The sequence below is a fragment of the Acidobacteriota bacterium genome (assembly GCA_034211275.1).
Classification (GTDB): Bacteria; Acidobacteriota; Thermoanaerobaculia; order Multivoradales; family JAHZIX01; genus JAGQSE01.
This window is the reverse complement of sequence record JAXHTF010000080.1, coordinates 1-26325: the sequence shown is the minus strand read 5'-3', so window position 1 is coordinate 26325 and position 26325 is coordinate 1. Positions and strand designations below refer to the sequence as shown.

Here is a 26325-nt window from a genome sequence, read left to right as displayed (position 1 = left end):
CAGTCGGTCCAGCGCGTCGTAGGAGTACATCGTCGTCGGGATCTCCGTCTGGCCGCTCTGCTGGGTGGTCGAAGGATGGTTGGCGTCCCAAACCTTCTCCAGGTTGCCTTCGCAATCGTACACGTACTCGGTCTGGCTACCGTCGGCGTGATCCACTGACTTCATCTGGCAGCGGTTGGCCCATGTGAAGTCAGTGAAGCTCTCGGTGACCCAACCGGCTCCGTCCCAGTGCTGCTGCTCCTCGCGGGTTCGGTTGCCGACGGCGTCGAGGGTATAGACCGTGCGCTCGCCGTGGCTGGTCGGTTGGTCGTCGGGTTTGCGCTCGATAGAGATCAGCCGGCCAGCGGAATCGTAGCTGTACTCGATGACGTTGCCCTCCGGCAGCACCGTCTGGAACAGCCGGCCGAATTCGTCGTAGCGGTGCTCGGTGACTAGATCCTCCGCCGGTGTCGCTCCCTCCTGAATCACGAAGGTCACCCGATCAGCCGCGTCATACATCGTGGTGGTCGTGACGCCGTTGGGGTCGGTGACGCCGGTGCGGCGATTGTAGCCGTCGTAGGCGAAGGTGGTGGTGCCAATGAGGGGATCGGTGCGGGACTCGGGGAGGAGGGAGCCGCGGGTGGTGTCATAGATGGTTGTCGTCAGGTCATCCGTGCCGTAGCCCGGGGGATCGACGACCTCCGGCAGACCCTCGTCCGATGGGGTGTAGAAGGTCGAATAGCTGAAAGCGCCGCCGGGATCCTCCGATCCCTCGATCCGCCGCTCCCCCAAAGCTCCTTCAGAGTTGTAGACCATCGTAGTCGTGCGCACCGAAGCTCCCCCCGCCACCGACGGCTGCTCGACCTCGGTCACCAAGGCCGGGTAGGTCGGATGGTAGGTCCAGGTGGTCGTGCGCTCCAAGGCCGTGCCGGAGGCTTCGGTGCGAGTCAAGACCTGGCCGTGCTCGTCGAAAGTGAGATCCGTGTGGATGCCCCGAGCGTTGGTTTCCCGGGTGGGTCGGAGGGGGTGGTCCGGGTCGTCGTAGTCCATGTTGGAGTTGGGAGTCATGCCACAAGCCGGGCAGCTGCCGGAGAGCTGCACCAGCCGGGCCTTGCGGCTGCCCTCATCGCGGCCGAAGGTGTAGGTACTGGCAGCGCCCAGGGGATCGATCACCGTCGTCTCCACCGGCAGCTCCGGGTCGTCGTAGGTCAGCTCCCAGAGGTCCACGGCATCGGGGCCGGTCTTGGAGGCGTCTCCGCGCCAGATGGCCCGGACGTTGCCGGAGGTGTCGTACTCCCAGGCCACGTCCACCTCCCGGCCGCCCAGGGTTCCGACCAGGTCGACGCGGGTCAGATAGCCGGGCAGGAGCGGATCTTCATAGAAGAATTCGTAGGCACGGCCGTCGGGGAGGTCGATGCGTCCCAGGTCGTCGCCGTCCCAGATGTAAGTCCAGGTCCGGGACGGTGAGCCACCGACGCCCACTTCCGTGATGGTGTCCAGCTTGCCGGTGACGGCATCGTAAGTGAAGAGCTCGGTGCGCTGGTCGGCGAAGCTGACCTGCTCCAGCTGGCCCAATCCGTTGTAATCGCCCGTCTTCGGATTGCCAAAGCGGTCGGTGGTGGAGATCCACTTCCCGGCGGCGTCAAAGGCCATGACGGTGCCGTCGAGGCCAGTCAGCTCCCAGCCGGCGCCGACCTTGCGCAGAGTGCGGTATTCGTCGGTGGGTGAGGTGGTCTGATAGACGCCGCCGGAGAGGTTGGAGAACTCCCGGAAGGTGGCGCGGTCGGTGATCAGCCAGACATGAGAATCGTCGGGGTCGGGGACGATGCGCTGGGCGTAGTCGTGGGACCAATAGCGCCCCAGGTTGGGTAGCCAGCCGGCGGTGCCGGGCCAGCCGGGATGTCCCGCACCACCGGCTTTGTAGGCGAGGCGGGCACCGGGGCCGGTCTTGCCCTTGCCGTCGTAGCCCCCACCGCCGCCGCCGGGAGGTGCTCCTCCACCCCCGACGCCGAGGCAATTGGTGCAGCTGTACGCGTTGGCGCCGGGGCAATCCTCTTTGGGCGGCTCGGGGCAGAGGTTAGAGACGTTGAGGTCGGCCGTGACCATGGTCACGTGCTGGCACAGCGGGCAGAACGGCCCTTGGCAGGGGCAGCTGCGGGCTTGGACTTGGAAGGCCACGTCCGTGTCGCCGCAGGCGCCGGTGAAGCCCCATTGGACGGTGCCCGTATCCTCCAGAATCACCTGGCCGGCGTGGCCGCAAACTCCCAGCAGGTTGTTCGAGGAGTCGCGGACCTCGACGGTGGCGAAGGTGTAGTTGAAACCGATGTCGGTCGGTTCGTTTTGGTGGTTGCCGGGAAAGGTGAGCTCGACGGTGGCGGTGATAGGGCAAGGGCTGAGGGCTGGATTGCAGCCGGCGGAGGGTTCGAAGACCGGCTCGGAGGCCACCGGCGGGTAGCAGCGGAAGCCGCTGCAATTGGCGCTCTGGTCGTCCTGGTTGTTGCCGAGGATCCAGTCGAGGCTGCCGGTGCAGTCGCCGGAGGTCTGGGCCTGGGTGGGGGCGGGCGAAAGAATCAGGAGAAAGGCGAGAAGAGCCCGCCGAAGGCACCAAGAGCACCGCTCCTTCTTCCTAGCACCTCGGGCCGCTCGTTTCCGTAGCGTCCCCGTCCGAGCTGAGCCAGCCTGAACCATCCCGCCTCCTCCCACTCCCAGAAGCGCCCGCAACCGGTAGCCACCGCGGACGTGGTGAACGATGAGTAACCGTTCACGCTAGCCAGTCTGAATTGATAAGTCAAACATGCTGAGAGAGGCAGTTGCTGAATCGCTGCCTCGAATGCGAAACGTGCGTTGCGGGGTAGGTTGCCCCTTGCGCTTGGCGCTCATTTCACCGAAGGCGTAGCGTAGGGCGCAGGCAGGGAGGGTGCGGGCGATGTTGTTCGGGCTCTATCCCTGCGGATGGAGGAGTTATGCGTACTCTATTTTGCAGTCTTCTGCTCGTTGCCAGCCTGTTGCTCGCCCCCACCGCGATGGCGTGGGATGCACCGGTCTCCAAGGCCTCGGTCACTGCCTGGCAGGAAATCGGGGCGATCGTGATGGGCTGGTTTGAGGGTTCGAGAGAGCTGGGGCCGACGACGGATCCGGATGGGGTTGCTGCTTCAGAGCACGAGCAGTCCTGTGTCCCCGCCACTACCACTGGCGAGATAGGTCCCGGAATGGATCCCGAGGGCTGATTCCATCTGAGAAGGGCTGGTCGGTCAGTCCGAAGTCTGTTGCCGATGAAGTTAGTACTCGGCTTCAACTCGCAGCTGATACCAGCTAGCTTTCTTTTGGCGCTCGCTCTGCATTTGAGACTGTACTTTCTGAACCAGGGCGAGTGTCAGCCCTTCTCTGCCAGATCTGAGCAGTTCTGCGATTGCTGCCGAGACCAATCGGTTTGAACTCAGTGGTTCCACGAGCTGTCGCATCGATGTGGCAACTTCGAATGCCTCCATCGGTCGATCTTGGATCAGAAGATTCCGAACGAGGTCGCAGGTTGCGAGCGCTGCCTCCCCATAGTGGGTTCTCTGAAGCGTTTGAATTGTTTTCCCGAGAAGGCGCTCCTCCTGCTCCCAGTCCTGCAGCTCTCCGAGGATGCTGGCTCGGAACCAAGTCAGCTTTGCGTTGAGCTTGGGGGAAAGAGAGTCCGAGTAGCTGTTGGCTGCATCCAGACAGCCTACGGCCTTCTGCAACTGTCCAGAATCCCGATGGACGAGGCCACAGAACTGGAACGCAGAGGAGCGGTATTGGGCCTCATGTTCTGGGAGTCGATCGAGCGCGGCTTGAAAGGCTTGCAGAGCCTCGGGTAGACGATCCAAGTAGTACAGGCACTGGCCCTGCTCGAAGCAAGCCTTTGCCAATCCCAAGGAATCACCCTCGCGGGCCAGGATCGCCGTTGCTCGCTCGGTCACTCGTAGGGCCTCTTCCCACTGCCCTCGTTCCAGAAGGATGTAGGAGTACCAGCGTAGGAAATTGCCTACTCCGCGCTGGTCTCTCCGGAGCTGTGCGCCCTGGATCGCAGCGTAGTAGCCATGTTCTGCACCGGCGAAGTCCATCTGCGCCCGCAGCGCCGCTCCTGTGATCGCGAGCAGCCGCGGCAGCTCGTCCAGGCTCGCAAAACTCACCATCGTTTGCAGCACTTCCAGCGCCTTCGTCGGTTCGTGGTAGCGCTGCTGATCTACGCGATCCAGAAAGGCTTGGCCAAGCCCAGGGCCGTCGTCCTCCGAGCACAGCCGCTGCCAGCTGGTCTCCACAATCTTCGGCGCGGGGCCCCGGGGTTGATCGAGCTCCAGCCCATCGGGGCTGTCCAGATGCCGCCGGATGAACAGGACCGGGTCCAGCCCCAGGTGATCGAGGGCCACCAGGAACCGGTGAAGGTCCAGGTTCCCGACCTCGGCGTGGTAGCGCCACCAGCCGGTGCTTTGGCCCAGGGCCTGCTCGAGCCTCGTGATCGCTCCATGGCCTCGGTTGCGCACCTCTCGGTCCAGCGCTTCAATCAGGCTTCTGCTGATCTCTTTCTGAAGAGACTTCAAGATTCACGCCCCTGCTCGCATTTGAGAGTTAGAAGTGGGTTCGAGTCTACACGGAAAGTGCTCCAAGTCGAAACTTCTTGAATAGCCTCTCCTCGTCGCACGCTTCTACGAGCACGCGGCACATCGCAAGAGGAAAACTTTGCTACACGAGGAGAGCACCCCATGGTACGCACGATTCGAGAACATGAGAAAGCCGAGGCTCTCGACCGGCAGGACCTGCAGGACCGGGATTCAGAACATCAGCGCCGCCAGCGGCGGCGACAGATCGAGGAGGAGGACACGCTGCACGGCGAGCCCCTTGCGGTGGAGCCAGCCCCCGAGGAGCCGGCCACCGATCCATCAACCCATGGCGTGATCCTCGCCACCGTGCCGTCTGGAGATCCGGAGACCGACCTCAAATGCGAGCGCGTTCAGGATCGCGGTCCCAACCCCTGCGACGATGAGGGCTGAGCGGTGGGGGAGGACGCCAAGCATCTCGACTCCACCCGCTGCGACGCCCTGTTGCGCGGCGACCTGTCACCCCGCGCGGCGGCGCGGAGCCTGTTCCGGCATCTGTTGGAGCTGTGCCCCGAATGCCGCGCTGGGTGGCAGGGCTATTGGCGCGCCGCCGCGGAAGGCCGCGACGCCGAAGCCATACCGGAGCGCGCGGAGACCCAGGAGGAGTTGGAGGCGGCGGTGGAGCGGGTGATCGGGCGAGTGGAGAGCTTGCGCCAGCGGGTGCAACAGGAGCGCGATCAGGCGGAAAAGCTCTTCCAGGAGCTCCAACGGTTGCCGGATCTGCCGGCGCGGGTCCAGCGGGTGCGGCGGAGCAAGCGCTTTCGCAGCTGGGCCCTCTGCGAGCGTCTGCTGGGGGAGAGCCTCGGCCTGAGCTTCGAGCGCCCTGAGGAAGCCTCCGCCCTCGCTGAGCTCGCTGTCGAAACCGCCTGGGCCCTCGACGACGGGCACCTGGGCCGGGAGCTGATCAGCGACCTCATGGCCCGCGGCTGGGCCGCCCTCGCCCACGCCCGGCGCCTGGGCGGGCGCCCTCAGCTGGCGGAAGAGGCCTTTGCCATGGCCCGCTACTTTCTCGAGCAAGGCTCCGGCGATCCGCTCGGAGTGGCGGAGGTCGCCGGCCTCGATGCTCTCGTGCATCGGGATCGCGGACAGCTGGCGGAGGCGCTGCAGCTCCACCATCGCTGTGTAGCGATCTATGAGGGTCTCGGCAGCGCACCCCAACTGGCCACCGCCCTCCTCCAACGAGCCACCACCCACGCCACCGCCGCCAACTTCGAAGCCGCGGCGGAGGATCTGCGCCGATGCTTGGAGATCCTCAACCCAGAAAAGCTCGGCCCCGCCTTCGATCCCCGCCTGCGCCTCTGCGCCGAGCACAGCCTGATCTGGACCCTCCACCGCCTCGGCGAGCACGAGGAAGCCCGCGAACGGCTGGCGAACCTGGTCGCCGAACCAACCCAACCAGCCAATCCCTGGGCCCGCTGGAGCCGCGCCTGGCTGCAGGCCGAGCTGGCCCGCGGAGCGGACGCCGGGGAGTCCCCTCAGAGGTACCTTGCCAAAGCCCAGCAAAGCCTAGTCGACGGCGGCGTCTTCCACCCCACCGCCCTGCCGCCGCGGTCGTTGTTGGCGGTGTTGTTGGAGTCTACCCAGGCCGCAGGTACAGTGGGTACGACGACCGGTGGCCAGCGTGAGGACAATGACTCAAAGTCTTGAGTCGAAGGAATTCTTGCCGTGTTGGTAGAGGAGGAGACTAGATGACTGATGATTCCAAGGGCTCGTTGAATCCCAGGGAGGCGCAGGCTGCCGGCTCTTCGAAGGAGCCTTCCTCCGGGGCGGCGCCTTCAGCCAGTGATTGTTCAAGCGTCTCCAGAGGGATATTTCGCCAGGTCTTGCTGGTCTGGTTTGCCGACGCGGGGATCAAGAAGGCGTTTCGGCACACCGGGCGAATGTTAGAAGAGCAGATGACGAAGAAATCCCAAGCCACGGGTAAGGCTCGGCATCCGATCTCCGCGCTGGACGCCCGACTCCGCGCAGTCGCCGCCGACCTGATCTTCCTGCGCCACTTCCTGCAGAATTCCGGGAGCCTCCGGCCGCACGGCCCGCTGGATTCTCAGGAATCGTCCCTGGCCCGCGCCGCCGTCCAGCAAGGCGCCCAGCTTCTGGCCCGAGGGGAGGCCCTCCTACCCCAGTACCCCCCAAGGCCGGAAGCCATCGCCACCCCCCGAGACTCTCGAACGCTTCATCGGCTGCCGAGAAACCGCCCTCTGGCTCCTCCCCGCCCCTGAAGACAGCCAAGCCTTCCGCAACACCATGTCCCTCCTCTACCGCGGCGCCCGTTCAGTTCATGGCCAAGAAACCACCCACTCCGAGTCCGCCATCCGCCGGGATGTCCAGGCGGTGACGGTGGATTTGCAGCATCTGTCGCAGTTCGTGGTGGAGACCTCCGAGCTGGTGGGGGAGGGGTTGGCTCGGCAGTTGGTTGAGCTTTCTGAGCAGTTGGATGGGGCGGTGCGGGGGTTGGGGGATTGGGGCTGGGGCAGACTGAGTACAGGGAGTGGGTGATGGGTGCTTTCCGGGCGGTTGAGAAGGTGATTCCGTCCTGGGCGGCTGCTGGTCCGGAACGTGTCAACAACTTTGAATCACGTTCTCAGTAGAAATCAGTAAGGCCCCAGCTGCAGTGGGACGTTTCGTTGGGTCGTTGATCCATACCTGCGCGGGTAGCTGTTGGAGTCGGGGTGGTCCGCCGACGAAGCGTTCGGGGTGGGCTTCGTAGGCTGCCATCAGTACCTTGTGGCGAGCTTGGAAAGCCGCGTCGGCCTCGCCCGCATGGACGGTGGCCGGAGTCAGGCCCAGCAGGCCCGAATGGCGATGCTGGCCGTTGTAGGCCCGGAAGAAGGCCCCTGCCCAGGCTTCCGCCTCGGTCTGAGAGCTGAACGAGCCCGGCCACTCAGGGTGGTATTTGACGGTCTTGAACAGGCTCTCCACGTAGGGGTTGTCGTCGCTGGTGCGAGGCCTTGAGAAGCTGCGTTGAATGTCGAGGTCCTCGAGCAGATCTCGCAAGCTCTTGGCGATCATCGGTGCCCCGCGATCCGCATGCAATTGCAGGGTGTTGGGGCGGATGCCCTGGCGCGCGGCCGTGACTCGGACCAAGCGCGTCGCCAGCTGGCCGGTCTCCTGGTCGGCCACCATCCAACCCACGACGAAGCGGCTGTAGATATCCAGAATCAGGTACAGGAAGAGAGCGGGGCAGCGACGCAGGGTCGGCAGCCTCGTAATGTCCCACGACCACACGCGATTGGGCTCAGAAGCGACGAGCTCAGGGACCGGGCGCTGAGGATGGCGCCGCTGGTTGCGCCGATCCTGCGAGGCTCCTTGCTCGGCCAGGATTCGATACATCGTCCGCACCGCGCACAGATAGCGGGAGTCGTCATCGAGCAACGTCGCAACAATGGCGGCCGGAGCCACATCCACGAACCGAGAGCTGGTGGCCAGATCCAGAACCTCTTGCCGTTCTTTGTCGGGCAGGCGACGGTGACTCCGTCTGGGTCGGCGGGCTTGTGCGGTTCTTGCGGCCGGATGGCGGTAGCGCCAATAGCTGGCTCGGGCGACTCCGAAGGCGTCGCAGGCCCGCACGACCCCCACCTCAGGCCGCAGCTGGTCGACGGCTCCCATCAGCTTTCGCCGTCGCTGCTGGGCAGAGCCGTCGAGATCCCCAGCAGCCGTGAGACTTTTTTTGGACATCGATGATCAGCTCGGCCTGCTCGAGCCGATGCCTGAGCTGTGTATTCTCGCGCCGGAGTCGCTCCAGCTCCCGGGACTCTGGAGTCCGAGTGACGGGCCGTCCTGCCGGCTTGTCCGTGAGTGCTCCAAGCGCTCCCAGACGTCGCTGCTCGCGCCACTTGCTCAGCAATGAGGAGTAAATTCCCTCGCGCCGCAACAGCGCCCCGATCTCACCGGGCTCGCTGCAGCGGTCGACAGCCTCCAGGATCGAGAGCTTGTACTCCGCGCTGAATCGACGCCGCTGGGGCCGTTGCGGGACGCCGGTATCTTCCATCGCGCGCCGGCTCCGACTCCGTTGCCCGGCCTCCTCCTCCGTCCCCAAGTCCGATCTCGAGTCCTCCTGCAAACCCTTCGGTCTACCCATGATGATCAAACCTCCTCCGCTCATAGATTATCGGCGATGGAGTGATTCAAGGGATGTTGGCACGTAGAGGTCTTCGCGATTGTCGGCCCTAGCAAGAGCAGGTTGTTATCTGCGGGGGCGATAGCGAACTTTGTTGTGGGTGCGGGAAGAAGTTTCAAGAGGCGCGCTCAGACGAAGGGCGCTAGGCCGGCTACCCGGGGCGCTAATGCGGCGAGGACTGCTGGAGAAGTGGAGGTTTGGAGGTTGCGGATTGCCGCGGTCTTAATCTATTGGGTGTCGTTGCTATTGACGTGTATCTAAGGTGCGCGTATTCTATGCTCCATCAGCGATTCTTAATGAGTGCAGAGTCTTGCGGGACAGGCCGAGCGTGTCGCTTGAGCAAGTTTTGGCAGGGGACTCCCGAGCGATGGTTGGGGGGAGACGGGTATCGGAATACCTCAAAACAGGGAAGTGTGGGGCAATCTATGGCTGATAAGTCCATTCTGGTCGACGCATTTACACGAATGGCGCGATTTGATTCGTCCGGTGCGAAGACAGAGCTCATGGTAGAGGCATCGAAGCATAGCCTCGAAGAGTGGAAAAACTTGAACCGGGCCAAGACAGGTGGCGCAGGCTTTGCCACCGGCGTCTTGGGCGGCCCTTGGGCGCTTGCGGCCGAAGGCGCAGATCTGGCATACCTACTTCGCACAGCTGCCCGTGCAGCGATTGGAGTCGGACATGTCCTAGGAGAGGAAGTGGAGCACGAGGAGGATATGTACGCAATCTTAGCGATCTGGTCCGGTGCTGCAGAGGCGTCACAGCACGTCGTGGCTGGAAAGTTTGTCGTTAAGGTTGGGGGAAAGGTGGGGATGCAGTACGCTGCAGCTACAACCGCGACGATACTGGCAAAGTCCGCCTTGAAGGGAAACTCGAAGCTGGCGGTTAAGATCACTTCAAAGGCTGCTGCCAAATTGGGGGCAAAACTGGCAGCAAAGGTAAGTACGAAGTGGATTCCCGTCTTCGGGGGGGTCGCGTCGGCTGCTGTTAATCTTTGGGTCATGAATGGCATTTTGGATGCCGCTTACGGTCGTTATACGAATCCTTACATCATCTTTGATGAAGACCCAGAGTCGTAGCCCGATTAGGTTTTGTTTGGCTCTTCAGGGATCAAGGTGGCGATGGCCACTGGGTGCACGATCGGCCACATAGGCACTGCTGTCCCACAAACTCACGCCCCGATCTCCAGCGTGAGCTGAGCGCTTTGCCGGTCCGGTGGCTGATCGGGCGGCTTGAGTAGGCCTGCGAGGCTTCGACGTTCGAAGAGATTGAGCTGCAGCAGGCGTAAGAGCTGAGAAAGCGACCAGCCCGTGCGGCCCAGGAACTTCAAATAAGCTAAGAGCAAGTAGGCAATGAGGGCGACCCAGATTTGAGACAAGATCGCGTTGCGAGGTCTGCCCAGGAAGCTCTTGATCTTCAGGTTCTGTTTGATCCACTTGAAGAAGAGCTCGATCTGCCAGCGATCCCGGTAAACCTGGGCAATCGTCGAGGCCGCCAGGTCCAGGTCGTTGGTGAGGAAAACGTAGTGTTTTCCGGTCTCGGGATCTCGGTACCTGACCCGACGGAGCTGGAGTCCGTAGCGTTCGGCATTGGCGCCCTTGAGGCGGATGATCTGATCCGAAGTCAGCCCCTTCGCTCGACAGACTTTTTTCCGCTGGATCACCTGGAAGGGAACGTCTCGCTTCATCCGTGTGACGAAGCGGATCCCCTTTTGGTTCAGTCGGTTAAAGAGCTCATAGTCGAAGAAACCTCGGTCGAAGACGACGACGCTGCCGGCCGGCAGATTGAGGGCGCGAGCCCAGTGAATCTCATGTTGGCGGCCTTCGGTGATGGAGACGAAAGCCGGCAGATGCCCCTCGTGATCCAGCCCCACATGCAGCTTGATGGCTCCCTTCTTCGCCTGGTAGATGGCCCAGGGAAAGACCGAAGCAGTCAGGTTGATGATCGAGGCGTCGAGGGAGATGAGCCTCTTCTTGAACCGAAAGCGATGGCCGGGAGCGACCGTCTGCGTACGCGAGAGCAGTTGGTGGAAGATCTCTTCGAAGAGCTCGGCGGGCTGTCGCTCGTTGACCCGGGCCAGGGAAGACCTGGCAATCCGGCGGGCTCCGAGATGGTAGAGCTTGCGGGATTGGGCGTTGAAGTTCGAGACGAGGTCTCGGAGGCTGACGCGCCCTGCGAGCTGGGTAACCATCAGAGCAAGGACCTGATTCCAACGGCTGATGGAGCGAAGTTTGCGGCCAAGATGATGGCGCTGAGCGGCTGTCTGGAATTCGTGTCGAGGAAGGAGTTTGAGAAGCTGGGCGAAGACGATAGAATGATGAGTCAAGGCCTGGTTGCTCTTTTGTTTTCAGTGGTTTGGGTCGCGCCACCATTGTAACAAGGGGTCACGGAATCAGGCTTTTCTTTTCTGAGTTTGTGGGACAGCAGTGACAACGGTCCAACCATGAGTGGGTTCTGTCCGCACTGAGAGCTGCATTTGCGCTAGGAGGCCTCAGATAAGCTGAGGAGGCACAGTAAGAAGGTCTGTGGCTCGTCTATAGTACATTTTGGGTATTTGACCATAGCTTCATGGGCGCACTATCATAAAGGAGGCAAGCAAATCTTAAGGGGAGGTGGGTCTAAATGGCGAAGCGCGGGTTTCAAATGAGAAGGCCGTGGCGGTATTTGTTCAGTGTAAGGCCTGGTAACTTTTTGAGGTATATGCTGATGCGCGCTGCGCGGAGGGGCTCGGAGATGTTCTTAATTTGCAGGGTGGCAGAGTGCCTGGTAAAGATCCTGTCGAGGAGCGCGGGCAGCTCATGCCAAGGAGTAGCAAAGTGAAGCAAGAAGTGCCCTCGGGCTTTTATTTGAGAACTGCTGGAGAAGTTGCTGGGTTGTACCAGCCTGGTGAAGCCCCACTGCTGTTCGAGAGTGAGGCGATCGATATTAATTCAACTAGGGCCCACGAGGTAGGTCACAAGCAACTCTGCGATACCTCGCCTCTTGGTTTGTATCTGAAAGGATTGGTCCTCTCGGTCAGGGGGAAGGGAGAGGCGGAGGCGGCTGCCGTATCTAGGCTAGTTGCTTTGTGTATTCAGCAGTGTTGGTACTGCCAAGAGGGCTACGCAACCTATAAGCAGTTAAATTATTTGTTATCTAGGGGTAAGGTCGCAGATGCGAGAAGTCTTCGCGCCTCTCTGCTTAGCCCGTATTCAGTGGCGCTCGCGAACTTTGACTTCGAAGGCTTTGGTATTAGCGAACTTCTGGCTTCTTCGGAAGGGGATGTGTCCAATGTCCGAGTCTTAGTAGCTCTCGAATTTGCCGCCTATGTGGTTGCTCGTGGAGCTATGTCTCTGCCGCTGTCGCAGATACTGAATAGAGCTGCCTTCGACGATCGTGAAGTGCTTCTGGCGGTTCGAAAGGATCCTCCTGATCTTCGTCTCAAGACGCTTAAGGCTCACTGTTGCCAGGAATATATCGAGAGTATTTCCAGGGAAGTATTCCTTGCCTTCGAAGAGATGAAGTCCGTCAAGACTTCGAGGCCACTGGACGATCGGATGGATCGATGTGCGAGCGCTCTCTGTCGAAAGGCGGGGGTGAGGTATCAGGCGTCATACGAGGTCGATGTTTCGCGGATGTTTAGTACTATGGGTGTTCTAGGTGTGGAGTTTGAGGATCAGAGGGATATGCACTTGCGGAAAAGTCTCGCCTTTGAGGCGGATTCTCGAGTGGTCAGGGGCAAAGGCTTTGTGACAGATCGAGACTGGAAAGACTCACTAACAGTCAGCGACACAGCTCGTTACTCTCTTGCTCTTCCAGTAGAAAAGCTCTCTGGTGGCAAGTCAACAGCCCCTGATGTGGTTTGTGAGCTAATTCCATTCTCGTCAGCAGATGACTGTTACTATCCGTCGTTTCACTTCTTTGCGACTTTTGGGTTGAGCGAGGGCGGTCAAGAAGTGGCAGGCCTTCTGAAGCTGGGGGCCGAGATTCCTCAGGCTATTTTTTCGGAGGAGAAGCCGAGCTCGCTACCGGGGTTAGTGCCTCACCAGAGTTGGGTCTGGATAGTTCACTGGACTGTCTTCGTTCCAGGTGCATCTTTTCGGTTGTTGGATTTTGATGAGCTCTCTAGCTTCGGTCCGGTGCTTAGTCCAGTCCTGCCGCATGAACATGTCCACGGTCGCCATAGTGATACATACAACGTGAGTGGGTTTCATGCCCTGGCAGGCAGTGGTCAGGATGGTTCTAGTTTTGTCTTGGAGCGTGCTAAGGGCTCTGATGGTGTGGCATTGCTCTATCAGTCGGAGGATGATTTGATTAAGCCTCTGTTTGTTTCTTTTGTGCCCGGTATTGATCATAGTCCTCATGTTACAAAGGCATCGCCGGTTCTTCAGCGTGTATGTGCTGCTATCGCCTCAGGGGCTTACGCAATGATTTCGGCTCAATCTGGTGGTGAGTGAATGAGATTGCTTGATGATACGGGTCTTCCTCCTGATGTCCTTGCTCTGTTGGGTGAGGGGGGCGTGGGAGGGAGCCTCCATCTAGTGCTCCGCAATGCCTCAGGTGGATATACAGCTATTCGAAACTCGGATATGGACCTGGTTCGTGAAGTCTGCATTCTCACTGCTGCTGCTTTGGGCTCTACTCTGTCGGGCTGGGCGCCTTCTGCCATCGTTGCGCTGATCTTCTTGTTTGTGGACGTCAGGAAGAAGGGTATTGTCTTGTCTGTGGATCAAGGGGTCGTTCTTAACGAGATTCGGTGTTCGCCAGGCTTGTCGGCCAAGCAAGTCTCTTTTGGGGTAGATATAGAAGAGGCTGTTGTAAGAGATCTCCTGGAGACTCTACTGCGCGTCCCGAGGTCAAATGGAGAAGAGGTGGCCCTGGTTAAGAAGGCGGATGGCGCTTGGTATCCTCTTGATGTTTGAGAGCTGCGCAGATCTGTCCTTTTCGGGACCTGAGAACGGGCGAGAGAAGGAGGCCTCGGCGTCCGGGAGTTTACGCTTTTGGCGAGCGCTTGATCGTGTCGCTCAACTTGCAAGTCAAGTAATGATTGGAGCGGTGTCCTGGCTGGAGCTTCTGTTGGCTGTACAAGTCCTGTTCTTGCCGGATACCCTCCTCGCCTCTGTAGGGCCGGCCACAGAAGCGACACTCTAGACTGGGGACACGAACAACACTGTGGGTCCTGTGAGGTGATTCCTAAAGGGTCTTCTCGGGAGCCCCTGAGCTCCAACCCTCCCCGTGATACCTTCGCCCCCAAGTACGAGCGCATCCGAGCCAAGGCAGGGAAGCACCCAGGCCACTAGGTCTCTAGAGAGCCGATGGGCACCCAGCTGCACGACTCCCACGCCCGGGCGTGGCGCTCAGGTTCATCCATTGGCGGACTAGTAGGGAGTAGGCCGAATGGTGAGAGGAGCGAGCTGGATAGCGTTGATCGTGGGTACCGTTTGCCTCCTGTTCATGGTCGCAGGGGAGGCTCGAGGAGAGTACATCAATGCTTTCGAGTGCGCGGACGAGTGGGACGAGCAGATCGACAGCCTCGAAGCCAACTTCGACCTTTCCCGGGCGCGGATCGAAGAAGAAAAGAAGCGAGGAGAGATAGAAGACCCGTGGGTCGTGGTGTACAAACCGGGAGCGACGACCGTCTTTGGCTTTGCGCCGCTGTACCTGGAGAGCGTGAGTCCCTACGGCTCGGGTGCGCAGCGGCACTATGCGCACCTCCCCGCTCCCAAGTCAGAGGTGATCCAGAGAGCTCTTCGGAACCTGGGACTCGAGAGCTGCGACTGGACCACCGAAGATGGCAGCTGCATCATCCGCTCCGGCAAGACAGGCCCCACCGGCATTCAGACCTTCCTCGACATGAAGATCGCGACCCTGGGCGATGGCCAAACGGTGGTCCGGTGTGGGCCGCTGCTGTCGGACGAGTGGCAGTACGACCCCGAAAACCCAGCTCCCAATGGATTTGAATGCACGGCGGGTGGGGCGGAAGACATCGAGAGGATGGTGGAGCAAGGGCCTCTGACTCGTAGGTCCGCCAGGTCTCTGGAAGCCACCCAATACTTGCCGGCCAGGACGACGACCGAATACGACCCAGGTCGCTTTCGCGTGTTCGGTCTGGAGCCGTACCGGTTGGAGCATATGGCGCCTACCAACGGGGCTTCCAGCATCCATCGCTTCGAAGCCTTCTTCCCCTTTCCGAAAGAGGTCGTGATCACGTCGGTGTTGCGGTCCCTGGGAAAGGAAGCCTGTGATGAGGTGAGGAAGGGGAAACAACCGGAGTGGGCCTCCAATCCTGACGATGCAGATGTCTGCGTGGTTCGAGACGGTGCGATGGAAAATGGGAACGAGATTCGAGGGATCATCCAGATCGCAGCGCACCGTGTCGCCGACAGGGAAGGTGGCGGGATCGGCGCCACGCTGGTCTGTCGTCAATTCATCGAATGAGACGGTGTGCGGTGACGATGCCGCCGGGCTAGGCTGAGAGGCTCCTCTCGCTCGGTCCCGACAAGTCTCAGCCGCGCAATCCTGAAAGTCAGACTCCATGCGCTACTGGATCAACACCGTCTCCCGCAATCATGTGCAAGCGGGCGTGGAGGGCGGTTTTACCCAGGCCGACCACGGAAAGCCCACGCGGCTCCAACGGCTCGAGCGAGGCGACTGGATCGCGTTCTACTCTCCTCGGACGGAATTCCGAGGTGGCGAGCCGCTCCAGGCGTTCACAGCGATGGGGCGGATCGTGGATGAAGAGCCCTATCAGGTGGAGATGAAGCCGGACTTTCATCCGTGGCGGCGGCGGGTGGAGTTCCTGGAGAGTACGGAGGCACCGATCCGTCCGCTGATCGAGGGATTGAGCTTCATCCAGAACAAGCAGCGATGGGGCTACCCCTTCCGGCGGGGGCTTTTCGCGGTGGAGCGGGCCGACTTCGAGCGCATCGCGGAAGCGATGGGCGCTCAACTCGAAGTCGCATCCTAGGGAGCGGGAGAAGGGGACGCTGAATCGGCCGCCTCCTGCGCCGAGGGGCGTTGCCGTTCAGCTGCTGGGGAGGTCAATTCGTTGCGGAAAGGCCAGGCATCCAAATGCTGAGGTGGCTCGCATGGCTGGAGATCGTCGCGGCGACGATTCTTTTCGTCTTCGCCGCAAGGCCCTTCTTGGCTGGCTGCTCCGGCAGGCTCCTGGGCCTCGATTGTGAGAGCTGGGCGATCTGGAGCGTGAACCTCTTGGGTCCCCTCGCGATCCTCGCGTGGGTCTGCTCTGCGTGGTCCTTGAAGAGCCGATCCGCCAAGCCGCAGGTCGTTTTGGCCCTGGGGGGCGCCGGAATCATGATCTACTGGTTGTTGCATGTATTGTGACCCAGTACGGCGCTCCTAGGAGCGCGTGCCGGAGCCAGTAGAAAGGTGAGGTCGGGAATGAGCCCCCATTCGGAGAACCACCGGATCGATCGCATTGGCTGGCTGCGGGCCGCGGTGTTGGGCGCGAACGATGGCATCGTCTCCACGGCGAGCTTGATTGTCGGAGTGGCTGCGGCGGAGTCGACCCATGGGGCCGTGGTCATCGCGGGGGTGGCCGGACTCGTCGCGGGTGCCATGTCCATGGCGGCGGGAGAGTACGTGTCCGTAAGCTCGCAGGCGGACACCGAAAACGCCGACCTGGCACGGGAGCGCGAGGAGCTGGCGACCGACCCCGAGTTCGAGCACGAAGAGCTCGCTGCCATCTACGAGCGGCGGGGGCTGAGTGAGGAGCTGGCCCGGGAGGTGGCGACTCAGCTCATGAAGCACGATGCTCTCGGCGCCCACGCGCGGGACGAGCTGGGGATCTCCGAGGCCACCACCGCGCGCCCCATCCAGGCAGCTCTGGCGTCCGCCGCTACCTTCGCCATCGGAGCGGCCCTTCCGCTTCTGACCGTCTTTCTAGCGCCGTTGGAGCGGGTACCCGTGGTGGTCTCGATTACGTCTTTGGGATTTCTAGCACTGCTGGGGGGGATCTCTGCCCGGGCCGGCGGAGCTCCGGTAGGCGTTGCCATCGGGCGCGTGACGTTCTGGGGCGCCTTGGCCATGGCCGCGACGGCGGGCATCGGCGTGCTCTTTGGGATCTCCACCTGACGCTGCGGAGCCGACCGGTCTACCTGGACATGCTGCCGGTGGCGCGACGCAGGTCGGCAGGTTGCCTACCCCTCCCCCCGCCCCACAAGCATCGCATCCCCATAGGAATAGAACCGATACCTCCGCTCCACCGCCTCCCGGTACGCATCCAGCACCCGCTCTCGCCCGGCGAGGGCGCTGACGAGCATGAGGAGGGTGGAGCGGGGGAGGTGGAAGTTGGTGAGGAGGAGGTCGACGGCTTGGAAGGGGAAGCCGGGGCGGATGAAGAGGTCGGTGTTGCCGGACCCCGGGAGAATCTCGCCGCCGCTGGCGCGGGCGGCGCTTTCCAGGGTGCGGACGACGGTGGTGCCGACGGCGACGATGCGGCCGCCGGCGGCGCGGGTGGAGCGGATGGCCTCGGCGGCTTCCTCGCTGACGCGCCAGCGCTCCCGGTCCATGACGTGCTCGTGGGCGAGCTCGGCGGTGACCGGTTTGAAGGTGCCGATGCCGACGTGGAGGGTGACGGTGGTGCGGCGGATGCCGCGGTCTTCTAGCTGCTGGAGCAGCTCGTCGGAGAAATGCAGCCCGGCGGTGGGGGCGGCGATGGCGCCGGGGTGGCGAGCGAAGACGGTTTGGTAGCGCTCGTGGTCTGAGGCTTCGTCGGGGCGCTTGATGTACGGCGGCAGGGGGACATGGCCCAGGCGCTCCAGGTGCGGCTCGATGGGCTGGTCGAAGCGGGCGCGGTGGCGGCCGTCGTCGCCTTTGGAGAGGATCTCGAGGCTCGGGCCGTCGGGGAGCTGGAGGATGGTGCCGGGGCGGGCCTTGCGGCCGGGCTTGACGAGAACTTCCCATTCCAGAGACGGGACTTCCCGCTCCAGAGACGGGGCATCCCCTTCCGGCGCGGGCTCGCTGCCCTCGGCGGATCTCTCGCTGGAGGAGCTCTCGCGGGGGACTGGCTCTACGAGGAGGATCTCCACCTTGCCGCCGGTGGGGCGGTGGGCGAAGAGGCGGGCGGGGATCACGCGGGTGTCGTTGACCACCAGCAGGTCGCCGGGCTGGAGCAGCTGGGGCAGGTCGGCGATGAGGCGGTGGCGGTCCTCGCCTTCGGCGTCGAGGACCAAGAGGCGGCTCTGGCCCCGGGGGAGGGCGCGTTGGGCGATGAGCTCTTCGGGGAGCTCGAAATCGAAATCGCGGGTCAGCACGGGTTCCCTCCTCGGAGGCTCGATCTGCGGAGAGCTACTCGTCCACCGGGACGGTCGAGAGAGCGCCGCCCGATGCAGGAGTTGCAGAACGCCAGCCGGCGAGGACCCAGACGCCCAGGACGAGAGCCAGCACCATCACCACCGAGCTGCCCCAGAACGGCCATTCCGGCCCCAGATGCTCGAACATCCAGCCGCCCCAGAACGGCCCTACGGCGCGGGCCAGGGAGCTGGGGGAACGGGTGAGGCCGAGGGTGGCGCCCTGGCGGCCGGCGCTGGTGAGGCGGCTGATGAGGGCCGGGATGGACGGGGTGTAGAGGCCGGAGCCGATGGCCAGCAGGGCGGAGAAGAGGAGCAGCAGGCCGAGATTGAAGGCCAGGGGTAGCAGCGCCAGGCCGGCCATCATCACCACGATGCCGGTGAGGATCAGCGCCCGCTCGCCGAAGCGGTGGGTGAGGCGGCCGATGAGGCCGCCCTGGATGATCACCATCAGCACGCCGATGAAGACGAGGAGCAGTCCCGTCTCCTTCACCCCGAAGCCGAAGCGTTCCTCGCAGAAGAGGGCGAGCATGGATTCCATGGCGGAGAAGGCGAAGACCACCAGGAAGACCAGCGCCAGCAGCCAGATCAACGATCGCTTGCGGCCTTCGCCGCCGCCACCGTCCGCCGCTTCGGAGCCTTCCTCGAGGCCTCGGAAGTCGAACCAGCGGAGGCGGAAGCGCTCCTCGCCGGTGTGCCGGGCCTCCGGGGGCAAGGACTCCGGCAGGCGAACCACGGCGAGGACGAAGTTGAGCAGCGACAGGGCGGCGGCGGCCAGGGGGACCGCCACGTGGCCGCCGACTTCCGCCAGGATCGCGCCCATGGCCGGGCCGAGGACGAAGCCGAGGCCGAAGGCGGCGCCCACCAGGCCCATGCCCTTGGCGCGGTCCTTGCCGGTGGTGACGTCCGCTACGTAGGCCTGGGCGGTGGAGTAGTTGGCGGCGAAGATGCCGGCGGCGGCGCGGGCCAGGAAGAGCATCCACAGGCTGGGCGCCAGGGCCAGCAGCAGGTGGGCGATGCTGGTGGCGAAGATGGTGACCAGGAGCACCCGGCGGCGGCCCCAGCGGTCCGAGAGCTGGCCCCAGAAGGGGGCGAAGAGGAATTGGCCGAGGCTGTAGACCGAGGAGAGGAGGCCGATTTCCAGTGCGCTGGCGCCGTAGGTGAGGGCGTAGAAGGGCAGCAGCGGCAGGATCATGCCGAAGCCCAGCAGATCCAGCAGGATGGTGAAGAAGATGATGCTCAGGGGGCCGCGCCGGCGCTGGCCGGCGGAGGGCTCAGAGGGCGGCCCGTTCTCGGTGGCTTGGGTCATAGCCGGCGCAGTCTAACAGCCCTTGATGAAAGTCGGGGGCGCTCTCGAGGGGCCGGGATGTCTACCAGGGTCTGCGGGCGAGATCCGGGTCCGAGACCGAGGCGGGTTCCGGCAGCGGCGCCGACGGGCTGGAGGAGCGGCGCTTGGGGTCGAGGCGGTCCCGCAGGCCGTCCCCCACCAGATTGAAGGCGATGACCGTCAGCGCGATGGCGATGCCGGGGAAGAGGGCGGCCCACCAGGTGCTGCCCAGGCTGTCGTAGCTGTTGCGCACCATATTGCCCCAGCTGGGCGTCGGGGGCCGGACGCCGAAGCCGAAGAAGGAGAGGGCGGCCTCCGCCAGGATCAGATTGCCCACCAGCAGCGCCGACGAAACGATGAGGGGCGTCAGGGCGTTGGGCAGCAGGTGGCGGGTGAGCACTGCCAGCGGGTGCAGGCCGATGCTGCGGCTGGCGAGGACGAACTCCTGCTTCTGCAGGCTGACGATCTCCGCCCGCGCCAGGCGGGTGAGGGTCATCCAGCTGGTGCCGCCGAGGAGCAGGATGATCCACCAGGTGTTGGGGCGGAAGAGGGCCGCCAGGGCGATGATCAGGAAGAGTTGGGGGAAGGCGAGGAGGGCATCGACGGTGCGCATCAGGAGCTCGTCGAGCCAGCGGGGGCCGATGGCGGCGAGGGAGCCGACGGTGAGACCGAGGGTGAAGGCCAGGAGCATGGCCAGCAGGGCGATGGAGAGGGAGATGCGGGCGCCGCCCATCAGCCGCGACAGGATGTCTCTCCCCAGGCTGTCGGTGCCCAGGTAGAAGGTGCGGGTGTCGGCGATCGCGCCGTCCCGGAGGTTGAGGATCTCGTCGGTGCTCACCACCTCCACCATCTCCCGGCGTTGGATGCGCGCCGAGGCGCCGGTGATTCGCACATCGTCGGCGAGCCGAATGCGGCCCTCGCTGAGCTGCACCTCCAGCAGCCGGGTGCCGGGAGGACGGTCCCGGCTGGATGCGGAATCCACCTGCGCCGAGGGCTCCTGGGGCGTCGGCAGCAGCGCCGGAATCGCCAGCAGGGCGAGGAGCAGAAGGCCGATCTGCAGCTCCCGCACTCCGCCCAAGGACAGAAAGCTCCGGCCGGAAGGGTGTGTGTTGAGCATTCCTCTAAGCATCCCGCACCCGAGGATCCAGGGCCTGGTGCAGCAGATCCGCCAGCAGATTGCCGAGGATCACCAACACGGCGCTGAAGGCGGTGCCGGCGAGGACCAGGGGGTAGTCCCGGGAGGTGGCCGCCAGGTAGAGCAGCCGCCCCAGGCCGGGCCAGGCGAAGACCATCTCGGTGACCAGGGCGCCGTTGAGCACCGCCGGCAGGGACAGGCCGAAGAGCTGGGCCACCGGTACCAGGCTGTTGCGCAGCCCGTGGACCCACAGCACCCGCCCTTCCGACAAGCCTTTGGCCCGCGCCGTCCGCACATAGTCCTGGCCCAGGCTGTCGAGCAGGCTGTTGCGGACGAAGCGGGCCACGGGAGCGGCGGAGGTGCCCCCCAGCACCAGCGCCGGCAGCAGCAGGTGGCGGAGGACGTCGAGGGCCTGGGCCGAGGCCGGCCCGTCGACGCCCCCGGCGCTGGCCATGCCGCCGGCGGGGAGCAGATGCCAGTGCAGATGGAAGAGCAGGATGAGGATGAAACCGAGCCAGAAGCGGGGGATGGAGTAGAGGAAGAGGGACACCACCCGCAACGCCGAGTCGTAGAAGGTGCCCACCCGCCGGGCGGCGAAGACCCCCAGCAACAGACCGCCGCCGTATTGCAGCAGCAGGGCGGTGAGGCCCAGCAGCAGCGTGTTGGGGAGGGCCTCCAGGATGAGGTCCAGGGCCGGCCGCTGATGGGTGAAGGAGATGCCCCAATCGCCTCGTAGGACGATGGCGCCGAGCCAGCTCAGATATTGCTCGTGAAGAGGTTTGTCGAGGCCGTAGGAGGCACGCAGATTCTCGATCTGCTCGGCGGTGAGCCGGGGATTCTCAAATAGGGTGAGGGGGCTTCCCGGCGCCAGCCGGACCAGCAGGAAGGTCAGGGTGAGGACCAGGAAGAGCAGCATCACGGAGGATGCCAAGCGCCGGAAGATGGGGCCGGCCATAGGGCTCTCCGCTCACGATTCCGGGATCAGCCACCACTCGTGGAGGTTGTGCAGGGTGCTGATGGGATTGGGGCGGGCTCCTTGGAGGCGCCAGCTCATACCCACCAGACGCTGGGGCTCCCACAGGATGGTCATGGGCTGGTCGCGGTGCAGGAGCTCTTGGATCTTGTAGAGATACGGTTTGCTGTTCTCCAGCTCGAGCTCGGAGCGGGCCGCTTCCAGCAGCCGGTCCACTTCAGGATTGGAGTACGAGCTGAGGTTGAGGCGCTCCTCGATGGACTGGCTGTGGAAGTAGGGGCTGAGGTCGAGGCTGGTCTCGACGGCGAGGCCGGTGATGGTGGCTTCGAAGGCGCGGCGGTCGAGGAGGTCGCCGATGGCGTTCCAATCGAGGGTGGCGGGCTGGACGTCGATTCCCACCTGGCGCAGCTGCTGTTGGATCATCACTGCGGCGTCCACTCGTTCCTGATTGCCGGCGTTGACCATCAGCTCGAAGCGGAAGGGCTGGCCGTCCCGGTCGAGGATTCCGTCGCCGTCCGCGTCCTTCCAGCCGGCGGCGGCCAGCAGCTCCCGGGCTTGGTCGGGATCGTAGGGGAACTCCTCGATGTCGGGGTTGTGTCCCCAGACGCTGGTTATGTAAGGCGACGGCGAGGTGCGCGCGTAGCCGAACCAGATGGTGTCGACGATGGCCTGGCGGTCGATGGCCAGGGTCAAGGCTTGGCGCACCTGGGTGTCGGCAAAGAGGGGGTTGCGCAGATTCCAGATCAGGGTGGTGAATTGGGGCGGCCAGAAGGTCACCAGCTTGGTGTCCGGCCCGGCGGCCACACGGTCCGCCGTCGCCGCCGGCACCTGCCGCATGAAGTCCAGGCTGCCCGCCAGGAGCTGGGTGAGCTGGCTCGCGCTGTCCGGAATGATGCGCAGGACGGCCCGGTCCAGATAGGGCTTGCCGGGCTCGAAATAGCGCTCGTTGCGGCGCAGGACGATCTCTTGTTGAGGCTTCCAATCCTCCAGATCGAAAGGGCCGCTGACCACCAGGTTGTCGACGAACCAGCGGCCATTGCGCCGCCACTCGGAGAACGGCAGCTTCTCCCATGCGTGCTTGGGCAGGATCACGCCCTCGTTGACGTGCACCAGCTGTCCCGGGTAGGCGTGGGTGAAATGGAAGCGGACGGTGTGCTCGTCCAGGACCTCCACCTGGGTGATGGTGGCTTTGAGGCTGGCGTTGTCCCAGGCGATCTCCGGGGAGGTCTGAGCCTCCCAGGTCCAGCGTACGTCCTCGGCGGTGATGGGGACGCCGTCGCTCCACACCAAGCCTTTGCGGATGTGGAAGGTCAGAGTCTTGTTGTCCTCGCTGAATTCCCAGGACTCGGCCAGCTCCGGGCGGAAGGTGGGAGGGCTCTCCTGGTAGTCGGGCTGTTCTTCCAGCAGGCTGAGGAAGAGGCGCTGGCAGAGCTCGGTGGTGGGCTGGGAGCTGCTGGTGGCGAGGATGTTGACGCCGCTGATGTCGCCGGTATAGCCGATGACGGCGGTGCCGCCGCGCACCGGTTCCTCGGGGATCGGTCCGTGGGGGGGACCCTCCCCCGTGCCGTCGTCACCGCCGCAGCCAGCGAGGAACGGAGCCAGCCCCAAGAAGAGGACGAGGAGCAGGCTTTGGAGGGATTTAGAGGAGGTCATCGCACAACATCGCGGGTGTGTGCCTCATCGTACTTGAGTGCCCGCAGTGGGTCAATTCATGCCGCCCATAGCAGTCTGCAGGAAACATCGAGGTGTGCTGATACACCAAACCCCACCGCAGAGGGTGGGGCTGGTGGTGGTGGCGAGGGTGCCCGCCGGAGCGGGCTTCGAGCTTATTGGATCTCGAGCCGCCGGGGCTTGGCCTCGTCCACCTTGGGAAGGGTGATGGTCAGGACGCCGTCGCTGAAGTTGGCCTTGGCCTCGTCGGCGCGCACGTTGCGCGGCAGGGTGAAGGCGCGGGAGAAGGCTCCATAGGCCCGCTCGATGCGGTGATAGCTCTCCTTGTCCACATCCTTCTCGAACTTGCGCTCACCAGTGAGGGTGAGGACGTTGTTCTCCAGGCTCAGGCTGACGTCTTCCTTCTTCACCCCCGGGAGCTCGGCTTCGAGGATCAGCTCGTCGGCGGTCTCCCGAATGTCCATGGCGGGAAGCCAGTTGCGATTCGAGTACTCCTCCGTCGACGGACGCAGGCCGCGCTCGAACATCTGGTCGAAGAGGCGGGTGAAGCGGTCGTTGAACAGGTCGTTTCCAGGGTTCCAGCGAGTGATTCCAACGGTCATGGTGTGTCCTCCTTCTGGCTTATCTCGGTCGATCGGTCTCGTTCTCGTCACTTGACTCAGTCGATCCGGGAGGCTTTTGGCTCCTCCGGAAGCCTCTTGGTGAGGATTCCGACTGTCGTCATTACAGTAGAACGCTCAGGTCTTGTTCATTATTCCCGCGTCCTGAGTGAATATTAGTCAAAAGCACTCAGGTATGTCAAGAGGTGAGCCGAGGTCGGTCAGTCCGGGCGCGGGCCGGAGTGGTATCCTCTCGCCATGGCCAGCGCCGAGACTTCTCCCTTCCAGCGCCGGCTATTCATTGGGCTGGTGGTCTTCGGGCTCTTCGTCCTCTTCGACATCGCCCTCTTCGGCTGGTTGATCCTCGATTCCCTTTCCAAGCGCGAAATGGACCGCATCCTCCTGGATACCCGGGAAGAGGCCAGCGAGCTGGCGGACCAGCTGGCTCAGGCCGCCGAAGGGCAGGATCGAGACCTCTTCACCACCATGGTGGTTTCCCAGGAGACCCGGTCTTATATCGAGGACGTGCTGCTGCAGCGCGACCTGGTGGAAACCGTCGAGGTCACCGACAGCGACGGCATCGTGGTCTACCGCAAGGATTCCCGCACCACCATCCCGGCTCTGCCGGAGCCGGAGCGGCTGGCGGAGCTGGTGGCGGGGGAGGACGGGCCGGAAATCGAGCACCAGGTCAGCGAGCAACAGGCCAGCTGGCAGGTGGAGGAGGCCATTGGTGACTTTGCCCTGCTGCGCATCGCGGTGGATCGCCAGGAGCTGGAGCGCCGAGTGGCAGAGCTCCGCCAGGAGCTGATTCGGCGCATGGCGGTGATCGGCGCCGTCACCGTCTTGCTGCTGCTCACCGCCTATCTGGCCATCGGTCTGCTGCTGCGCCGCGCCCGGCGTTTGGAGGATCAGGCGGCGGAATCCAAGCGCATGGCCTACATCGGTACGCTGGCGGCGGGCCTGGCCCACGAGATCCGCAATCCCCTCAATTCCCTCAGCCTCAATATGCAGATGCTCGAAGAAGAGGTGGCGGATCGCCGCGATCAGGGCTCCAGCAGTCAGCGCCTCTTGACCATCACCCGCAGCGAGATCGACCGCCTGGAGCGGCTGGCCACGGACTTTCTTTCTTATGCCCGGCACCGCCCTCTGGAACGAGAGGCAGTGCCGGCGGTGGAGCTGTTGGAGAAGGCCTGCCAGGGAATGGCCGGCGAGCTGCGCAGCCGGCGGGTGGATGCGGTGGTGGAGGACGGCGCCGGTGGCGCTCGGGTGGCGGTGGATTCAGGGCAGATGCAGCAGCTGCTGATCAATCTGGTGAGCAATGCCCTGGCGGCCACCGAGGATACCGGCCGTCCGCCGCGCATCGTGCTGCGGGCCAAGCGTCAGGGCTCGAAGGTGATTCTGGAGGTGGAGGACAACGGCGCCGGCATGGATGCCGAGGAGAGGGAGAAGATGTTCGAGCTCTTCTTCTCCACCCGCAAGGGGGGTACCGGGCTGGGGCTGGCCATCGTCGACCGCATCGCCAAGGCGCACCAGGCGGAAGTGCAGGTGGAGAGCGAGCCAGGGGAGGGCACCACAGTGCGGCTGGTGCTGCCGGAAGCGGCCTGACGTCTTTATTGGCGAAGAGCCTCAGTCGTCGGCGGCGCCGATCATGGCGTCCAGATCTTCCTGGGTGCTGAAGGAGTCGGTGTCCTCGTTGCCGCAGGCCAGGCACATGACCTCGATGAGCTTGCCTTCGGCCCATTCGAACTCGTAGCACGGGGTTTCGCACTCGATGCAGATCAGATAGTCGGGGACGCTCGCCATATTCTTCTACCTCCACCGTTGATTCTATGCTCTCGCCCCGAAGGATGAGGCAAGGGGCCGTAGAATGGGCGCCAGCCCACCATCTCGACGGGCGGCTTTCCGGTCCAGTCACCACTCATGAGCAGAATCCTTTGACCCGGTCAGGCCCCCGTGGTATTCTGCGCCGTCCACGCCGTTGTGGACCTAGTCTGGCGTGGATTCTCGGTAAGAGTTCAGAGTAGGAGTGTTTCAAGTATGTATGCTGTGATCGAAACAGGCGGCAAGCAATATCGGGTTCAGCCCGGCGACGTGATCGACGTGGAGTTGCTCAAGGACGCGGGCAACCGCGGCAGCGAGGTTCACTTCGACCGCGTGCTGATGGTCTCCGGCGACGACGGGACCCAGATCGGCAGCCCGGTGCTCGACGGCGCCAAGGTCAGCGCAGAGCTGGTCGACCGCGTGCGCGGTCCCAAGGTGCTGGTGTTCAAGATGAAGCGCCGCAAGCAATATCGCCGGACCCGCGGCCATCGCCAGGACCTGATGCGCGTCCGCATCAAGGATATCCAGGCCTGATCGCCGGCTCGCGCTCGCCGCGCGGGCATCGGCAGGAGACTCAACACCATGGCTCATAAAAAAGGACAGGGTTCCAGTCGCAACGGTCGCGACTCCAATCCCCAGCACCTCGGGGTCAAGCGTTACGGTGGCCAGTTCGTCACCGGCGGCTCCATCATCGTGCGTCAGCGGGGGACTCGCTTCTTCCCCGGCGAGAACGTCGGGCGGGGCAAGGACGACACCCTCTTCGCCACCTCCGACGGCGTGGTCCGCTTCCAGGA

Annotated in this window: 25 protein-coding genes; 13 read left to right on the top strand and 12 right to left on the bottom strand. The window is 63.5% G+C overall.

What is annotated here, in order from left to right:
• Positions 1–2667: hypothetical protein (locus tag SX243_13635; GenBank protein ID MDY7094004.1), on the bottom strand; the 2667-nt coding region annotated here is incomplete at its 3' end.
• A gap of 275 nt (positions 2668–2942) precedes the next feature.
• Between SX243_13635 and SX243_13630 the strand changes: the two genes are divergently transcribed.
• A complete protein-coding gene (locus tag SX243_13630; GenBank protein MDY7094003.1) occupies positions 2943–3206 on the top strand; it encodes a hypothetical protein in 264 nt (87 codons plus the stop codon).
• A gap of 51 nt (positions 3207–3257) precedes the next feature.
• On the opposite strand, the gene SX243_13625 is transcribed toward SX243_13630, so the two are convergent.
• Positions 3258–4544 carry a tetratricopeptide repeat protein gene (locus tag SX243_13625; protein MDY7094002.1) on the bottom strand — a complete coding sequence of 429 codons (1287 nt, stop codon included), beginning with the start codon at positions 4542–4544 and terminating at the stop codon, positions 3258–3260.
• A gap of 162 nt (positions 4545–4706) precedes the next feature.
• Between SX243_13625 and SX243_13620 the strand changes: the two genes are divergently transcribed.
• Both SX243_13620 and SX243_13615 read left to right on the top strand, forming a co-directional pair.
• On the top strand, positions 4707–4994 hold the full coding sequence (locus tag SX243_13620) for a hypothetical protein (protein ID MDY7094001.1): 288 nt from the start codon (positions 4707–4709) through the stop codon (positions 4992–4994).
• Positions 4995–4997: 3 nt separating this feature from the next.
• Entirely contained in the window at positions 4998–6248 is a 1251-nt protein-coding gene (locus SX243_13615; protein ID MDY7094000.1) for a tetratricopeptide repeat protein, read from the top strand.
• Positions 6249–6285: 37 nt separating this feature from the next.
• On the opposite strand, the gene SX243_13610 is transcribed toward SX243_13615, so the two are convergent.
• Complete coding sequence (locus tag SX243_13610; protein ID MDY7093999.1) at positions 6286–6519, bottom strand: hypothetical protein; 234 nt, start codon at positions 6517–6519, stop codon at positions 6286–6288.
• A gap of 326 nt (positions 6520–6845) precedes the next feature.
• Here SX243_13610 and SX243_13605 point away from each other — a divergent pair, with 326 nt between their 5' ends.
• Positions 6846–7097 (top strand): hypothetical protein, encoded by a 252-nt coding sequence (locus SX243_13605; protein ID MDY7093998.1) that lies wholly within the window; start codon positions 6846–6848, stop codon positions 7095–7097.
• A 63-nt stretch (positions 7098–7160) separates the two neighbouring features.
• On the opposite strand, the gene SX243_13600 is transcribed toward SX243_13605, so the two are convergent.
• Positions 7161–8276: an IS3 family transposase gene (locus tag SX243_13600; protein MDY7093997.1), complete on the bottom strand. Its 1116-nt coding sequence runs from the start codon at positions 8274–8276 to the stop codon at positions 7161–7163.
• 867 nt (positions 8277–9143) lie between these two features.
• Here SX243_13600 and SX243_13595 point away from each other — a divergent pair.
• Complete coding sequence (locus SX243_13595) at positions 9144–9794, top strand: EcsC family protein (GenBank protein ID MDY7093996.1); 651 nt, start codon at positions 9144–9146, stop codon at positions 9792–9794.
• Positions 9795–9886: 92 nt separating this feature from the next.
• On the opposite strand, the gene SX243_13590 is transcribed toward SX243_13595, so the two are convergent.
• Positions 9887–11041 carry an IS4 family transposase gene (locus SX243_13590; protein MDY7093995.1) on the bottom strand — a complete coding sequence of 385 codons (1155 nt, stop codon included), beginning with the start codon at positions 11039–11041 and terminating at the stop codon, positions 9887–9889.
• Positions 11042–11531: 490 nt separating this feature from the next.
• Between SX243_13590 and SX243_13585 the strand changes: the two genes are divergently transcribed.
• The 5 genes from SX243_13585 (at position 11532) to SX243_13565 (ending at position 16788) form a co-directional block, all read left to right on the top strand.
• The gene (locus SX243_13585) at positions 11532–13151 is read left to right on the top strand and encodes a hypothetical protein (GenBank protein ID MDY7093994.1); all 1620 of its coding nucleotides are present in this window, start codon (positions 11532–11534) and stop codon (positions 13149–13151) included.
• Positions 13152–13616, top strand: a complete 465-nt coding sequence (locus SX243_13580) for a hypothetical protein (GenBank protein ID MDY7093993.1) — start codon at positions 13152–13154, stop codon at positions 13614–13616.
• Between the two features lie 502 nt (positions 13617–14118).
• Positions 14119–15132: a hypothetical protein gene (locus SX243_13575; GenBank protein ID MDY7093992.1), complete on the top strand. Its 1014-nt coding sequence runs from the start codon at positions 14119–14121 to the stop codon at positions 15130–15132.
• A gap of 97 nt (positions 15133–15229) precedes the next feature.
• A complete protein-coding gene (locus tag SX243_13570) occupies positions 15230–15661 on the top strand; it encodes an EVE domain-containing protein (GenBank protein ID MDY7093991.1) in 432 nt (143 codons plus the stop codon).
• 434 nt (positions 15662–16095) lie between these two features.
• Positions 16096–16788 (top strand): VIT family protein, encoded by a 693-nt coding sequence (locus SX243_13565; protein ID MDY7093990.1) that lies wholly within the window; start codon positions 16096–16098, stop codon positions 16786–16788.
• A 65-nt stretch (positions 16789–16853) separates the two neighbouring features.
• Here the strand turns inward: SX243_13565 and queA are convergent, their stop codons facing one another.
• The 6 genes from queA to SX243_13535 form a co-directional block, all read right to left on the bottom strand.
• On the bottom strand, positions 16854–17969 hold the full coding sequence (queA, locus tag SX243_13560; GenBank protein ID MDY7093989.1) for a tRNA preQ1(34) S-adenosylmethionine ribosyltransferase-isomerase QueA: 1116 nt from the start codon (positions 17967–17969) through the stop codon (positions 16854–16856).
• Positions 17970–18003: 34 nt separating this feature from the next.
• The gene (locus SX243_13555; protein ID MDY7093988.1) at positions 18004–19314 is read right to left on the bottom strand and encodes an MFS transporter; all 1311 of its coding nucleotides are present in this window, start codon (positions 19312–19314) and stop codon (positions 18004–18006) included.
• 61 nt (positions 19315–19375) lie between these two features.
• Entirely contained in the window at positions 19376–20449 is a 1074-nt protein-coding gene (locus tag SX243_13550; protein MDY7093987.1) for an ABC transporter permease, read from the bottom strand.
• 4 nt (positions 20450–20453) lie between these two features.
• Positions 20454–21422 carry an ABC transporter permease gene (locus SX243_13545; GenBank protein ID MDY7093986.1) on the bottom strand — a complete coding sequence of 323 codons (969 nt, stop codon included), beginning with the start codon at positions 21420–21422 and terminating at the stop codon, positions 20454–20456.
• A 12-nt stretch (positions 21423–21434) separates the two neighbouring features.
• Entirely contained in the window at positions 21435–23093 is a 1659-nt protein-coding gene (locus tag SX243_13540) for an ABC transporter substrate-binding protein (protein MDY7093985.1), read from the bottom strand.
• Positions 23094–23266: 173 nt separating this feature from the next.
• Positions 23267–23713 carry an Hsp20/alpha crystallin family protein gene (locus tag SX243_13535; protein MDY7093984.1) on the bottom strand — a complete coding sequence of 149 codons (447 nt, stop codon included), beginning with the start codon at positions 23711–23713 and terminating at the stop codon, positions 23267–23269.
• A 255-nt stretch (positions 23714–23968) separates the two neighbouring features.
• Here SX243_13535 and SX243_13530 point away from each other — a divergent pair, with 255 nt between their 5' ends.
• Positions 23969–25315, top strand: coding sequence for an ATP-binding protein (locus tag SX243_13530; protein ID MDY7093983.1), 1347 nt, complete (start codon positions 23969–23971; stop codon positions 25313–25315).
• Between the two features lie 21 nt (positions 25316–25336).
• Here the strand turns inward: SX243_13530 and SX243_13525 are convergent, their stop codons facing one another.
• Positions 25337–25513 (bottom strand): hypothetical protein, encoded by a 177-nt coding sequence (locus SX243_13525; GenBank protein MDY7093982.1) that lies wholly within the window; start codon positions 25511–25513, stop codon positions 25337–25339.
• Between the two features lie 234 nt (positions 25514–25747).
• Here SX243_13525 and rplU point away from each other — a divergent pair, with 234 nt between their 5' ends.
• On the top strand, positions 25748–26065 hold the full coding sequence (gene rplU / locus SX243_13520; protein MDY7093981.1) for a 50S ribosomal protein L21: 318 nt from the start codon (positions 25748–25750) through the stop codon (positions 26063–26065).
• A 48-nt stretch (positions 26066–26113) separates the two neighbouring features.
• The coding region (gene rpmA, locus SX243_13515; protein MDY7093980.1) for a 50S ribosomal protein L27 at positions 26114–26325 on the top strand (212 nt) is incomplete at its 3' end.